The 13,954-nt window shown below is 61.8% G+C and carries 8 protein-coding genes; 7 read left to right on the forward strand and 1 reads right to left on the reverse strand.

What is annotated here, in order from left to right; all coding sequences use genetic code 11:
• On the reverse strand, positions 1-4,921 hold a 4,921-nt coding region (locus ACYU7Z_RS16460), incomplete at its 3' end, for a beta strand repeat-containing protein (RefSeq protein WP_460572449.1).
• 476 nt (positions 4,922-5,397) lie between these two features.
• Here ACYU7Z_RS16460 and ACYU7Z_RS16465 point away from each other — a divergent pair.
• The 7 genes from ACYU7Z_RS16465 (at position 5,398) to ACYU7Z_RS16495 (ending at position 13,952) form a co-directional block, all read left to right on the forward strand.
• Positions 5,398-6,057, forward strand: coding sequence for a sigma-70 family RNA polymerase sigma factor (locus tag ACYU7Z_RS16465; RefSeq protein WP_460572450.1), 660 nt, complete (start codon positions 5,398-5,400; stop codon positions 6,055-6,057).
• Between the two features lie 128 nt (positions 6,058-6,185).
• Positions 6,186-6,839 (forward strand): GTP cyclohydrolase I FolE, encoded by a 654-nt coding sequence (gene folE, locus ACYU7Z_RS16470; protein WP_460572451.1) that lies wholly within the window; start codon positions 6,186-6,188, stop codon positions 6,837-6,839.
• A gap of 9 nt (positions 6,840-6,848) precedes the next feature.
• Positions 6,849-7,523 (forward strand): ferredoxin reductase domain-containing protein, encoded by a 675-nt coding sequence (locus tag ACYU7Z_RS16475; protein ID WP_460572453.1) that lies wholly within the window; start codon positions 6,849-6,851, stop codon positions 7,521-7,523.
• Positions 7,524-7,676: 153 nt separating this feature from the next.
• The gene (locus tag ACYU7Z_RS16480; RefSeq protein WP_460572454.1) at positions 7,677-9,617 is read left to right on the forward strand and encodes a T9SS type B sorting domain-containing protein; all 1,941 of its coding nucleotides are present in this window, start codon (positions 7,677-7,679) and stop codon (positions 9,615-9,617) included.
• Between the two features lie 48 nt (positions 9,618-9,665).
• Positions 9,666-12,554 carry a DEAD/DEAH box helicase gene (locus tag ACYU7Z_RS16485; protein ID WP_460572455.1) on the forward strand — a complete coding sequence of 963 codons (2,889 nt, stop codon included), beginning with the start codon at positions 9,666-9,668 and terminating at the stop codon, positions 12,552-12,554.
• A 52-nt stretch (positions 12,555-12,606) separates the two neighbouring features.
• Complete coding sequence (locus ACYU7Z_RS16490; protein ID WP_460572457.1) at positions 12,607-13,527, forward strand: pirin family protein; 921 nt, start codon at positions 12,607-12,609, stop codon at positions 13,525-13,527.
• A gap of 203 nt (positions 13,528-13,730) precedes the next feature.
• Positions 13,731-13,952 carry a hypothetical protein gene (locus tag ACYU7Z_RS16495; RefSeq protein ID WP_460572459.1) on the forward strand — a complete coding sequence of 74 codons (222 nt, stop codon included), beginning with the start codon at positions 13,731-13,733 and terminating at the stop codon, positions 13,950-13,952.
• Positions 13,953-13,954: the final 2 nt, after the last annotated feature.

Raw genomic sequence — 13,954 nt, forward strand, 5'->3', positions numbered from 1 at the left:
CGGTGGAGAAGAAGTTGTAGTTGCCACTTGTAGTATAAGTGGATCCATGCCAGCTGAACGTGGTACAAGCGGTAGCTGTGGTATCGGTATGCACGCCCTGGTTGATGGTGAGGTGCAGGGTGACCGTATCGGGGCAGCCATTGACACCGGTGGAGAAGAAGTTGTAGTTGCCCGAGGTTGTGTACGTAGCTCCATGCCATACAAACACAGAGCAGGCTGTAGCCGTGGTATCAGTATGCACACCCTGGTTGATGGTGAGGTGCAGGGTCACCGTATCGGGACAGCCGTTGACACCGGTGGAGAAGAAATTGTAGTTGCCACTGGTAGTATAGCTCTGTCCATGCCAGCTGAAGGTAGTACAAGCCGTAGCCGTGGTGTCGGTATGCACGCCCTGCTTTACCGTAAACGTCAGCGTAACCGTGCTGTCGCAACCCTGCGCCGAAGTGAGCACGGCCTGGTAGCTTCCCGCGGCACCCAGGCTCTGCCCGTTCCAGCTGTACGGAAGCTGCCCCGAGCAGACCGAAATGCTCTGCGTCGACGTTACATTCGGTGTTACCGTCACGGTTGTCGTCGCCGTTCCCGAACAACCGCTGGTCGTACCGGTTACCGTATACGTCGTTGTGGTCGCCGGGCTCGCAGTGACTGTAGCGCCCGTCGTTGCCGATAGCCCGGTGGCCGGGCTCCACGAATACGTGGTTGCCCCCGAAGCCGTCAGCGTCGTGCTCTTGCCGGCACAGATCGCAAGCGGCGCAGTCACAGCAACCGTTGGATTCGGATTTACCTGCAGCGTGGCCGACGCCGTGCCGGCGCAGCCATTGCTGTTCGTGGCGGTTACCGAATAAAGCCCTGCAACCGATGTCGTAAAGCTCGCAACGCTACCCGGGGCCCCTGCACCCGAAGGCACCGTCCAGGCATAGGTATAGGTTCCCGCCGGTGTCGCGGTTGCCGAGATCGTCGCCGGGAGCGCGTTGGCGCAGACCGCCGGCGCATTCACCGTCAGCACCGGGTTGGCCAGCACCGTCAGCACCGCGAAATCATAGGTTGCCGTGCCGCAGGGCCCCGTCACCGTCACCCGGTACCGGTTCCCGTTCATCGCCACCGTTACATTGGTCAGCGTGAGCGTGCTGCTGCCGCTGCCGACCGCCGTACTGCTGCTTCCCGACGGACCGAAGTCGAACCATTGGTAGCTAAGCGGACCCGTTCCCGTTGCCGCAACGGTAAATGTGGCCGTACCACCGGCGCACACCGAAACGTTGGCCGGCGGCGTCGTGATCACGGTCTTCGGGTTCACAGTAATGGTAAACGTCTTTGGCGTTCCCGTGCAGGTAACTCCGTTCGTGGTCACCGTAGGTGTTACTGTGATCGTTGCCGAGATAGGCGTTGTACCCGTATTCGTCGCAACAAACGACGCAATGTTGCCCGAGCCGCTGGCACCCAGGCCGATAGCCGTATTGTTATTGGTCCAGCCATAAGTTACCCCGCTGGCGGGTGTTCCGCTGAAGGTCACCGCCGAAGTGCTTGCGCCGGCGCAAAGCGTTTGGCTCGGGGGCTGGTTGACGACAGGAACCGCGCTGATCGTTACCGTGATCGCCGCCCGCGGCCCGATGCAATTGCCCGAGGGAGTTACCTGCGCAACGTAATAGGTGCTGCTTCCCACCGTTGCCGAAGATGGCGTTGGCGCTGTTGCCGAGCCGGTGCCGCCCGTAGGCGTGGTATACCACAGCAGGCTGTTGCCGGCGCTGGCTGTTGCTGTCAGCGGGCTTGTCGTGGCGCCCTGGCAGTACGTCACCGGCGTTGTCACGGCCGGCGCGCTAGGGTTGGCGTACACCGTTACGGTCAGCGAGCTGCGTGGACTCTGGCAACTGCCGCTGTTCGTCTTCTGGCTCACATAATACGTAGTGGTGCCGACTGTAGCCGTTGAAGGTGTCGGGGCCGTGGTAGAGCCAGTGCCGCCCGTTGGAGTGGTATACCAGAGCAAGGTATTACCGCCGCTCGCCGTGGCCGTGAGCGGAACCGCCGTGGCGCCCTGGCAATACGATACCGGCGCAGTGGCGGGCGCTGCAGGAGTGGGCTGAATGGTATACTGGGCGGAGCCGGAAAAACTCTCTACGCAGCCGCCGTTGGTATATTTCGCCCGGTAAAAGCCAGCCGGAGATCCTGCCGGCGGTGAATAGCTGGTAGAGTAGTTTCCGATGACGGAGGTGGTCGATGTATTGGGAATATCCACCCAGTCGATGCCGTTGGCGCTGTATTGCCAGGACATGGTCACGGTGGCGTTGCCGCCGTTGCCCGACGAGGTGAACGTGACGGTCGGCCCCGACCCCGCATCGCTGCAACCGACCTGCGAAACCGGGTTGCTGCCGATGTTGATCGGGGCGCCAACGTGCAGGATTACGGCGTTTGAAACCACCTGCCCGCAAATATTTGTGTATACCGCCCGGTACCTTTTACCATCTTGGCTGGGTGAGGCATTGAACGAATAAATGGGGTTGGTAGCACCATTGATATTCGACCACGTAACGCCGTCCGAAGAGACCTGCCATTGCACGGTGGGGGTCGGTGTGCCGGTGGCGCTGGTAACCAGGCTGATCGGGCTGTTCTGGCAACCCACCGTATCCGAAGGCAGGTCTCTCGTGATGGTAATGCTGCTGCCGACTCCGACATTCACCGTAGCGGCTCCGACGCAACCGGCTGCATTGGTGCCGGTCACTGTGTAGGTAGTTGCCGATGATGGATTTGCCGACACGGAAGCGCCCGTTGTGGCCGAAAGACCGGTGGCCGGGCTCCAGCTGTAGGTCGATGCGCCCGATGCGGTCAGCGTGGTCGCCTGCCCGTTGCAGGCCGCGGGCGATGCGGGCGAGACCGTTACCGTGGGCTTCGCGTTTACTGTTACCGTTACAGTTGCCGTTTTGGTGCAGCCATTGCCGTCCGTGCCGGTAACCGTATAGGTGGTCGTAGTCGTCGGCGACGCGGTAACCGAAGCGCCGCTCGTTCCCGACAGACCCGTAGCGGGACTCCAGCTGTAGGTGCTCGCACCGCCGGCACTCAGCGTCGTAGTACTGCCGTTGCAAATGGTGGCTGCCGGCGACACCGTCACCGTGGGCCGGGGATTCACGGTGAGCGTAACACTGGCCGTTCCCGTGCAGCCGGCGCCATTCGTGCCCGTAACCGTATAGGTCGTTGTTGTCGTTGGGTTCGCGGTAACGGGCGATCCGCTGCCGGCCGATAAGCTGCCCGTCGGGCTCCATGTATACGTGCTCGCGCCGCCTGCCGAAAGGGTCGTGCTGCTGCCGCTGCATATCGCCGGCACCGCCGCGCTGGCCGTCACCGTCGGGTTTGCGTTGACCGTGACCGTCACCTGGGCGGTATTGCTGCAGCCGTTGGCGCTCGTGCCGGTGACCGTGTACGTTGTGCTGGACGAAGGACTTGCCGTTACGCTGGCACCACTGCTCCCTGATAAACTGCCCGACGGGCTCCAGCTGTACGTTGCGGCGCCACTCGCAGTGAGGTTTGTGCTCCCCCCGGCGCAGATCGCCGTGCTGGCAGGGGTTACGGAGACATTGGGCAACTGGTTGACCGTCACCGTTACCGTTGCGCTGTTGCTGCAGCCGTTGCCATCCGTACCGGTAACCGTATAGGTCGTCGTGCTCCCCGGGCTGGCGGTGACCGAAGATCCTGTTGTTCCCGAAAGGCCCGTGGAAGGACTCCAGCTGTAGCTGCTTGCGCCACTCGCGCTGAGCGTCGCATTGCTCCCGCTGCAGATGTCCGGCGGGGTCGCTACCGAAATTGTCGGCAGCGGGTTGACCGTAACCGTTACTGTGGCCGTTGCCGTACAGCCGGCCGCGTTGGTTCCCGTAACCGTATAAGTACGGGTGGCCGGGGGAGAGGCGGTTACCGAGCTGCCGCTTGTGCCCGAAAGGCCCGAGGAAGGGGACCACGAATAACTGCTGGCGCCGCTGGCGGTTAATGTCGTACTGCCGCCGCTGCAGATATCGGGCGAGGAGGGCGAGATGCTCACGTTCGGGTCCGAGGCCACGGTAATCGTGACCTGGTCGGTATTGCTGCAGCCATCGGCGCTTGTTCCGGTTACGGTGTAAGTGGTTGTGCTGCCCGGGCTGGCTGTGACCGTCGCCCCGGTGCTTGCCGACAGGCCCGAAGAAGGGCTCCAGGTGTACGATGCCGCGCCGCTCGCGTTCAGCGTTTTGGTATCACCGGTGCAGATCGTTGCGCTGCCCGGGCTCACGGAGACGTTGGGAAGTGGATTGACCGTCACCGTTACCGTCTTACTGTTGCTGCATCCGTTGCCATCGGTGCCTGTTACGGTATACGTGGTTGTTGAGCCGGGCGATGCGCTGACACTCGAACCACTGCTCCCCGAGAGGCTGCCCGACGGGCTCCAGGTATAGCTGCTGGCGCCGCTTGCGGTCAGCGTCGCGCTGCCGCCACTGCATATGTCTGCCGGCGTCGGCACGCTGATGGTCGGCAACGGGTTGACGTTGAGAGAGGCCGCCGATGAAGTATCGGAGCAGCCATTGCCATCGGTAACGATCAGCCGGTATTCATAGCCATCCATCGCCGGGCTGCTGCCCAGCGGCGAGAGGGTCATCGTAATAGGAGAGGAGCTGCTGCTGCCCGATTCGCCCGGAACATCCGTAAAGCTGCCCCCCGACGGGCTGTATTGCCACTGGTAGGTTACGGTGCCGCTGCCGGCAGCAAGGCCGGCCGAAAAGGTGGCCGAGCCGCCGCTGCAGCCCGATTGCGCCTGCGGCGCACTGCTGATGAGCGGGCATTGCCCGAGTGCCGGCATCGAAAAAAGAAGACAGACGATTACATAGGAAAAAGGCTTGCGCACACCGACGAGGCTCCTGGAAAGCCCTGCGCAGAAGAAAGCCCATAGAGCGGGTCTTTTGTCGGAAGACATGTCGGTCGCGGTGTTTTAAGGTTGATTCAATCGCTGCGTCCTGGGTTGACTGAACTACAATAGAGCTCCCCGGGCGGAGCTGCCTGTTGTTTCGCGTAGTTGAATAGGGAAGATGAGAGGGAGGTTAGTAAAACATTAACAAAAAAAAAGCCATTCTGGTCAGTAGGAGCGCGGCCTTTGAAACCCTGCAGCGCAATCCCTTGCTTGCAAGGCTCCTGCAACGAAGGGCTTGCTGGAAATGAGCGCAGGCAAGAGGTTCATCACGGCAAGGCAGCCGGGCTCTCGCCGCTAAGTAGGGGCATTCCCACACCAATCGGCACGGGAAATTCCGGTATTCTCCTGGCCTGCGGCAATCCGGAAAACTGTTGCGCTTGTAACCTTTTCCGCGCCCGCCTGCTCTGTCGTATTGCCGGGATGTTATGTGTCCGGAAATTCGGAACTTGCTCCTGGCGCCGTCAACCTCCAATCGAAACCGCATGAACGATATCCTCACCGAGATCGCCGCCCTTACCGATGATGCCATCCGCCAGCGGGTGCTGGCCGGCGACGTGGCCCTGTTCGAGATACTCATCCGCCGCTATAATCCTGTGCTCTACCGCATTGCCCGCGGCTACGGCTTCGGCCACCACGACGCGGAAGACCTCATGCAGGAGGCCCACGTGTCGGCCTTCGAAAATCTTGCGCAATTCGAGGGGCGTGCTTCCTACAAAACCTGGCTGTCGCGGATCATGAGCAACAAGTGCTTGTATAAATTGAAATACGGCGCCCACAAGCGGGAGTCCTTCCCGGGCGAATTTCCCGAGGCGCTGACATCCACAGGCACGGTCGCGGCGGCGCCAGAAGCGGGTCTTGTGAACAAGGAATTATCCGGCATCATCGAGCAGAGCCTGCAACGCGTGCCTGCGATCTACCGTACCGTATTTATACTGCGCGAGGTGGAGGGCCTGTCGGTTGCGGAAACCGCCGAAGTGCTCGGCATCAGCACAAGCAATGTAAAAGTTCGTCTCAACCGTTCCAGGGCCCTGCTTCAGAAGGAGATCGAGGACGTATACAGCCGTGCCGAGATCTATTCCTTTCACCTGTCGTACTGCGATGGCATCGTGGCCCGCGTGTTTGCACGGATTGCAGGCCCCTGAGGAGCTTGAGCTGTTTTAAAAAAATGTAAGGGCCCCGGCAGAAACTTTTGCCGGGGCCTTGTAACTTTTCCGAAGCCCGGCTGCTCTGGAATGTTGTAATCAAACATTCCTTTCAACAAATGGGTACCATGAAAACAAATGATGATACGGATCTTCTCAGCGCCCCGTTGCAGAGCGTCCGCGCCGATGGCGGGAAGCAGGAGATCAATGAGGCGGAACGCATGCGCCTCATCAGCGAGCACTTCCGGCAGATCATGCTCCTGCTCGGCCTCGACCTCAACGACGACAGCCTGCGCGGAACGCCGCAGCGCGTGGCGAAAATGTATCTCCGCGAAACCTTCAGCGGGCTCAACCCGGCCAATAGGCCGAAGATGACACTCTTCGATAACAGCTACGGCTACGACGGCATGTTGCTGGAGAAGAACATCACGCTCTATTCCACCTGCGAGCACCACTTCGTGCCGATAATCGGCAAGGTTCATGTGGCTTATTTCCCGGCCGGCCGCGTGATCGGGCTTTCGAAGATCAACCGCATCGTGCAGTACTACGCGCGGCGTCCGCAGGTGCAGGAACGACTGACCGTGCAGATCGCCGATGCGCTGAAGGAAGCCCTGCACACGCCCGATGTGGCTGTGCTTATCGATGCCGCACATCTCTGCGTGGCCGCAAGAGGCGTGGGCGATGTGAACAGCAGCACCATCAGCAGCCGGTACTCCGGGCGCTTCGAGGTCGATGCCGTGCGGAAGGAGTTCCTGTCCTGTGTAACACCGACGATCAAATAAGGCAACCGTATGGAATCAACAGAACACATAGTCCGGATTGAAAGCATCGAGCGGGTAACACACGACGTGAAGCGCTATCGCTGCACCAAGCCCGCCGGCTATGACTTTCATCCCGGGCAGGCCACAGAGGTATCGATCAACAGGGACGGATGGCGCGACGAAAAGCGGCCCTTTTCCTTCACGGCCTTGCGTAGTGCCCCGTACCTGGAGTTTACCATCAAAAGCTACCGCGATCATCCCGGCGTCACCGCCGAACTGGACCGGCTCCAGCCCGGCGACGAGCTCATTGTCCGCGATGTATGGGGCGCGATCGAATACAAAGGCCCCGGTTATTTCATTGCGGGCGGCGCGGGTGTCACGCCCTTTATCGCCATTCTCCGGCAGTTGCAGGCTGATGGACAGCTCGAAGGGAATACGCTCTTCTTTTCCAACAAGACCGACGCCGATATCATTCTCGAAGAAGAGTTCAACGCGATGCTCGGCGACCGTGCCGTGCACGTGATCACCAACGACCCCGCTACGCGCTACGGCAAAGGCTTTATCGACCGGGCTTTCCTCGAGGCGCATGTGACGGATTTTAGCCGCCACTTTTACGTCTGCGGCCCGCCGCCGATGGTCAAAGCCCTCAAGGAGATCCTGGCTGATCTGCACGCCGCCCCCGACGCCGTGGTATTCGAGAAGTAGCGGTTAAAAGGTAGGGTGCCCAGGAAGGAGAGGAGTGGCTTCGGTTGCATTGAGCGCGGCTTTACGGGAGCACCGGCATCTCCGTGCTGGAATCAGCAGCGAAGCCGTATCTTCACGGCACTGCTGCTTGCTGCCTTAAAACCACCGAATGCCATGGCCCACCGGTCCTTGCTCTGGATCCTCGTTTTGTTTTGTGCAGCATCATTGCCAGCTTCCGCGCAGATTTGCACGGGCTCACTCGGCGATCCCATTGTTCATATCACCTTCGGCGCCGGAGCCAACCCGGGCCCCGCGCTCAGCAGCGATGTGGTTGGCGGGTACCAGTACGTCAGCAGCGACTGCCCCGGCGACGGCTTCTACGCTATCCGAAACAGCACCGGCAACTGCTTCGCCAACTCCTGGCACAACCTGTCTTCCGACCATACCGGCGACGCCGGCGGCTACTTCATGCTGATCAACGCCAGCACGAGCCCGGGCGTTTTTTATAAGGATACGATCCGCGGTCTTTGTTCCGGCACCACCTACGAGTTTTCCGCCTGGGTGCTCAATGTGCTTCGCAACTCCTCCTGTGGTACCGGTGCCGTGCAACCGAACCTCACCTTCCGCATCGAGGCGCCCGACGGCACGCTCCTCCAGAGCTACAACACCGGCACCATCAATCCAAGCGCTGCCCCCGAGTGGCGGCAGTATGGCCTCAGCTTCCTCACGCCGCCGACCGTGGGCAGCGTCGTTCTTCGCATCAGTAACAATGCGCCCGGCGGCTGCGGCAACGACCTCGTGCTCGATGATATCACCTTCCGCGCCTGCGGCCCGGTTCTGACACCCGGCTTTGCCGGTACGTCGGCCACCACGCAAAACCTTTGCTTCGGGCAGGGCGGCACGCTGCGACTCAACGTGGCCTTGTCGTCGGGCTACAACAATCCACGCTTCCAGTGGCAACGGAGTGTCGATGGCGGTCCCTGGGCCGATATCGCCGGCGCCGGCACCCAATCCTACGTCGCCGTCTTTGCGGCCACGACGGCGCCGGGAAGCTATCGCTTCCGGCTGGCCGTTGCCGAGGCCGCCAACTGGGGCACCGCAACGTGCACCGTAGCGTCGCCGCCACTTACCGTATTCGTGATCGGTCGCCCGGCGGCGCTGGCGGCCAGCAATACCGGCCCTGCCTGCGCGGGCAGCAGCATTGCGCTGCAGGCGGCCGGCGCCAGCACCTATACCTGGACGGGCCCCGGCGCCTTTGCTGCCAGCGGCAGCGCAGTGGCACTGGGGCCGCTCGATGCCTCGAAGGCAGGCACCTACACGCTAAACGCCACCGACTCCTACAATTGCAGCTGGACCGAAACCACCACCGTGACCGTCTTCCCCATGCCGCAGGCAACAGTGGCCGACGACACGCTGGCCTTCTGCCAGGGCACGGGTACGCAGTTCAGTGCCTCGGGTGGAAGCTCCTTCGAGTGGCAGCCGGCCGATTACCTGAGCGACCGCCTTGCCGCCAATCCTTTCGCCAATCCGCCCGATACGATGGGGTATCGCGTGATCGTATCGAACGGCAACTGTGCCGACACGGCCTTCGTGCAGGTCAATGTGTGGCACCGTGCGCAGGTCGCTGCCGGCCCCGACCGGATCCTCTTCCTCGGCGACTCGGCACGTCTCCTTGGCTCTGTTCTCGGCAACCAATGGACGGCAGCCTGGACACCCGCCTACTACCTTTCCAACCCGGCACAGCTGCAACCCGTAATTCGTCCGCAGGTCGACACGGCCTATATCCTGACTGCCACCTCACTCCTCGGTTGTGGCGAAAGCGCCGATACGGTGCGGGTGCGCGTCTTCCGCCGCATCGACGTGCCCAATGTGTTTACCCCGAACGGCGATGGCCGCAACGACCGCTGGGAGATCGAGGCGCTCGGCGCGTACCGTAGTTATACGGTCGATGTATTCAATCGGTACGGGCAGCCCGTATACCAAAGCGTCAACAGCGCACCGGCCTGGGACGGCAGCCGCAACGGGCAGCCGCTCCCGACCGGCACCTACTACTACGTGCTGCAGGTGGCCGATACCGGCCAGCGCCTCAGCGGCTTTGTGGACCTGGTCCGGTAGCGGGGCCAGCGGCCGGGAGACGGGGAAATGGCGTAGCTTGCCGCCCCGATGCTGCCGCTGAAAGACCTCGAAGAACAACTCCTGCACCGCCCGGAGGCACGCATGCCCGGTGCCGCTTCGGCCGGCGGCTGCAGGCTGCTCCTGCTGAAGCAATACCGCTATCACAAAAAGCTTGAGATCCAGCTTTACCACGCGCCGACAACAAAGGAAGGCAAGCTTAAAAATCCGCTGACACCGATCGATCCGCTCCAGGCCGTGCTCCAGTGCGAGGACCCCGACGAGCTGCGCTTCTACGCTGCCGTCAGCCGCTTCCAGAACAACCCCACGGCAGCCGCCGATGGGGCCGGCTTCGAGGCCCTGCAGGTGGTATGGCAGAACGCGCCGGGCTTTCTCTTTTGCCGCCACAATACCGAGTTTTCCGAAAGCGTTGTTGCCGGATCTGTTCAGCCCCTTACCCGCGGTGGCGCCCTCCACGATCTCGTGCTTCTCGTAAGCCAGTCGGAAGGCTTCTACGATATCCAGCCGCAGCTGACGCTCGATGCCGCTCCCGCCGACATCCGGAAGCTGCAGCTGCAGTACGGGTATTTCGTCGCCAACGGCGATACGTTTTACCTGCCGGCCAATGCACACCTGCACAAGGCACTGCGCTTTTTCCTGCAGTATCCTTCGGGAATGCGCCTGCGCCCCGACGACTTCGCGGCCTTCCGGAAGTCCATCCTCTCGCAGCTCGAGGAGCAGCTCACCGTTGTCTACAGCTACGCGCAGGCTTTGCCCCGGCAGGATGCGGAGGCAATGGGCCTGTACACGCCACCCGAGCGCCTCATCTACCTGTCCGAGCTCGGGCCCTACGTGCTGATCAACCCCGTTATGCAATACGGCGATACCGAGGTGCCCGTGCGCTCGCGGCGGCCGCTCTACGCCGGCGACAAGAGCGGCGCGCTCTTCCAGCTCCAGCGCGACGAGCGGGCCGAGGCCGATTTTATCGCCCTGCTCCTCCGCCAGCACCCGCTCTTTGGGGAGCAGCTCGCCGGCGACCTCCCGTATTTCTACTTACACCGCCGCCGCTTCCTCGACGAGCAATGGTTTCTCGAAGCTTTTGCGCAATGGCGCGAAGAAGGCATCGGTGTCCTTGGCTTTTCCGAATTGAAAGGAAACAGGTGGAGCCCGCATAAGCCCGATGTGCAGGTGCGCGTCCGCAGTGGCATCAACTGGTTCAACGCCATCATCGGCGTGCGCTACGGCAAGCAGAAGGCGTCGCTGGCGCAGCTGCAGCGGGCCGTCCGCAACCGGAGCAAATACGTGTCGCTCGACGACGGCTCACTCGGTGTGCTGCCCGCCGAATGGCTGCAGCAATTCGAATCCTGGTTTGCCGCCGCAGATGCCGAAGGCGAAGAGCTCCGCGTGCCCAAAACCGCTTTCAAAACACTCAGGCAGCTCTTTGCCGAAGAAAGCTGGGAAGAGGAGGTTAAGCAGGAAGTGGGCTTCTATGAATCGACGCTGCTCCGCTCGGGCGAGATCCCCGAATACGGCCTCCCGCGCGGCCTCAACGCGCAGCTGCGTCCCTACCAGCAGCGCGGTCTCGACTGGCTTCGTTTTCTCGACGAGCAGAACTTCGGTGGTTGCCTCGCCGACGATATGGGTCTTGGCAAGACCGTCCAGGCCATCGGCCTGCTGCTGGCGCAACGCGAAGCCGGCCGCAGCGCGCCCGATCTCGTGCTGGTCCCCACCTCGCTCGTCTTCAACTGGCAGGCCGAGCTTGCGCGCTTCGCTCCCTCGCTGCGCGTGCTCACGCTGTATGGTTCGCAGCGCGTACAGGGCTTGAAGGCCCTTGCGGAGCACGACGTGGTGCTTACAACCTACGGTACGCTGCTTTCGGACCTGCATTGGATCGGGCAGCAGGAATTCAATCTCCTCGTACTCGACGAAGCGCAACAGATCAAGAATCCTTCATCGCTTCGCTATGATGCGGTGAATCGACTCAAAGCCCGCAACCGCTTTACGCTCACCGGTACGCCGGTGGAAAACGGCACGCTGGACCTGTACGCGCAACTGTCTTTTGCCTGCCCGGGTTTGCTGGGCAGCCCGCGCTCGTTCCGCGCGCTTTTCTCGGTACCAATCGACCAGTTCAAAAGCAGCAGGCGGGCCGCTGAATTGCAGCAGCGCGTCGCGCCCTTTGTGCTGCGGCGCAGCAAGTCGGAAGTGGCCACAGAGCTGCCCGAGAAAACAGAGATCGTGCTGCATTGCCCGATGGGCGAGGAGCAGCGCGCAGCCTACGATGCCTGCGAAGCCGAGTTCCGCGCTTTCCTCGAAGGAAACGCTGATGAGGACGTGGAGCGGAATACGCTGCATGTGCTCCGCGGGCTGACGCGCCTGCGGCAGATCTGTAATTCGCCGCTGCTTCTCGGCGCCGAGCGCGTCGGCGCGGATGCCTCGTCGAAGATCGACGTGTTGCTTGAGCAGCTCGAAAGCCTCGTGCCGGGTCATAAGGTGCTTGTGTTCTCGCAATTCGTTTCGATGCTCGAACTGATCCGCGCGGAGCTCGACAGGCGCGGCATCGGGCATGCCTGGCTCACCGGGAGCACCCGCGATCGCGGTGCAGCCGTTCGTCGCTTCCAGGAAGAACCGGACGCGCGCGTTTTCCTTATCAGCCTCAAGGCCGGCGGCACGGGGCTCAATCTCACCGAGGCCGATTATGTATTCCTCGTCGATCCCTGGTGGAATCCCGCTGTCGAAAACCAGGCAATCGACCGGGCCTACCGTATCGGGCAGGACAAGCACGTGATGGCCATCCGCCTGATCTGTCCCGATACGATCGAGGAAAAGATCCTCGCGCTGCAGGATACGAAGCGGGCCCTCAGCGGCGAGCTCGTGAAGAGCGACAGCGCCTTTGTGCCTTCCCTGAGCCGCAGCGAGTGGCTGCGCCTGCTCGCACACTAAGCTGCCGCAACACAATCGGCATTGCGCTACCTTACGGCACACTCCATTCGTTATGCTCGACCTTGTTATTGAAGCCCGCAACGCAGCCATCAGCCCGCATCTCGGCGTGCGGCGCATCCTGCCTTTCCGCCAGCGCCGCATGGTCGGCCCTTTCATTTTTATGGATCATGCGGGGCCCGTAACGGCTGCACCGCAGGAGCTCCATTCGATGGATGTGCTGCCGCACCCGCATATCGGTCTTTCCACCGTCAGCTACCTGTTTGGCGGCCAGGTGACGCACCGCGATTCGCTGGGCGTGGAGCAGGTGATCCGTCCCGGTGAGGTCAACTGGATGACGGCGGGGCGCGGCATCGCGCACAGCGAGCGCTTCGAGGATCCGAAGGCGCTGGCCGGTGGTCAGCTTGAGATGATCCAGACCTGGGTGGCGCTGCCCGAGGCCCATGAAGAGGACGCGCCCAGCTTCGCCAATTATACGCCTGCGGAGCTGCCCGTATTCCACGACACCGGAGTCTGGATGCGGCTTATCGCCGGCGACGCCTTCGGGTTGCGCAACGACGTTAAAACACATTCGCCGCTGTTTTACCTGCACGTGGTGCTCGACAAAGGCGCCCGCTTCGGCATCCCGAAAGAACATTCCGAGCGCGCCATCTACGTGGCCAAAGGCAGCATCGAGCTGGCCGGGCAGTATTACCACGAGGGACAGATGCTCGTATTCAGCAAAGGCGTCGACCCGCTGCTGCTGGCGCGCGAGGCCAGCACGCTCCTGATGCTCGGCGGCGAGCCGCTGGGTGACCGCTTTATCTGGTGGAACTTCGTGTCGTCGCGCCGAGAGCGCATCGAGCAGGCAAAATCCGATTGGAAGGAGGGTCGCATTATCCTTCCGCCCAACGACAACCACGAATTCATCCCGCTCCCCGACGACAAGTCGAAGCCCGCAGGCGCGCCACAGCCGCCGCCGGAGCCGTTGTCGTAGGACGTTTTCGGTTTCCGGTTTTCGGTTTGGAGTTTGGGGTTTGGAGTTTGAAGTTTTATATGGTTGATCAATTTCCGGGTAAGTACGACGAACACGAATTCGCGATTCCCGCTCACCGCTCACCCGCTCACCGCTCACCGCTCACCCGCTCACCGCTCACTGCTCACCACTCCCTCAGGCACGATCTTTTCTAAATTTCTCCCATGAGCCAGGCATTTGTACGGGAAGGCGACGAGCAATGGCTCCACGACGTGGACCCGACGCTGAACGCGCTGATTGTATACCTCAGCCGCGAGAACAACGGCATCCGCGTATACGAGCAGCGCTCCTTCGTCGATCCCCGCTCGGGCCGCGAGGTGCACCAGATGAGCAACGGCCTGTCGTATGGCAAGGACGCCCGCGGCCGCTGGGAGATCATCTGGTAGCT

The sequence above is a fragment of the Flaviaestuariibacter terrae genome (assembly GCF_054777635.1).

Coding starts and splice junctions, on each gene's coding strand:
- ACYU7Z_RS16495 (WP_460572459.1), top strand. CDS start 13,731: ATGAGCCAGGCATTTGTACGGGAAGGCGACGAGCAATGGCTCCACGAC.
- ACYU7Z_RS16465 (WP_460572450.1), top strand. CDS start 5,398: ATGAACGATATCCTCACCGAGATCGCCGCCCTTACCGATGATGCCATC.
- folE (WP_460572451.1), top strand. CDS start 6,186: ATGAAAACAAATGATGATACGGATCTTCTCAGCGCCCCGTTGCAGAGC.
- ACYU7Z_RS16475 (WP_460572453.1), top strand. CDS start 6,849: ATGGAATCAACAGAACACATAGTCCGGATTGAAAGCATCGAGCGGGTA.
- ACYU7Z_RS16485 (WP_460572455.1), top strand. CDS start 9,666: ATGCTGCCGCTGAAAGACCTCGAAGAACAACTCCTGCACCGCCCGGAG.
- ACYU7Z_RS16480 (WP_460572454.1), top strand. CDS start 7,677: ATGGCCCACCGGTCCTTGCTCTGGATCCTCGTTTTGTTTTGTGCAGCA.
- ACYU7Z_RS16490 (WP_460572457.1), top strand. CDS start 12,607: ATGCTCGACCTTGTTATTGAAGCCCGCAACGCAGCCATCAGCCCGCAT.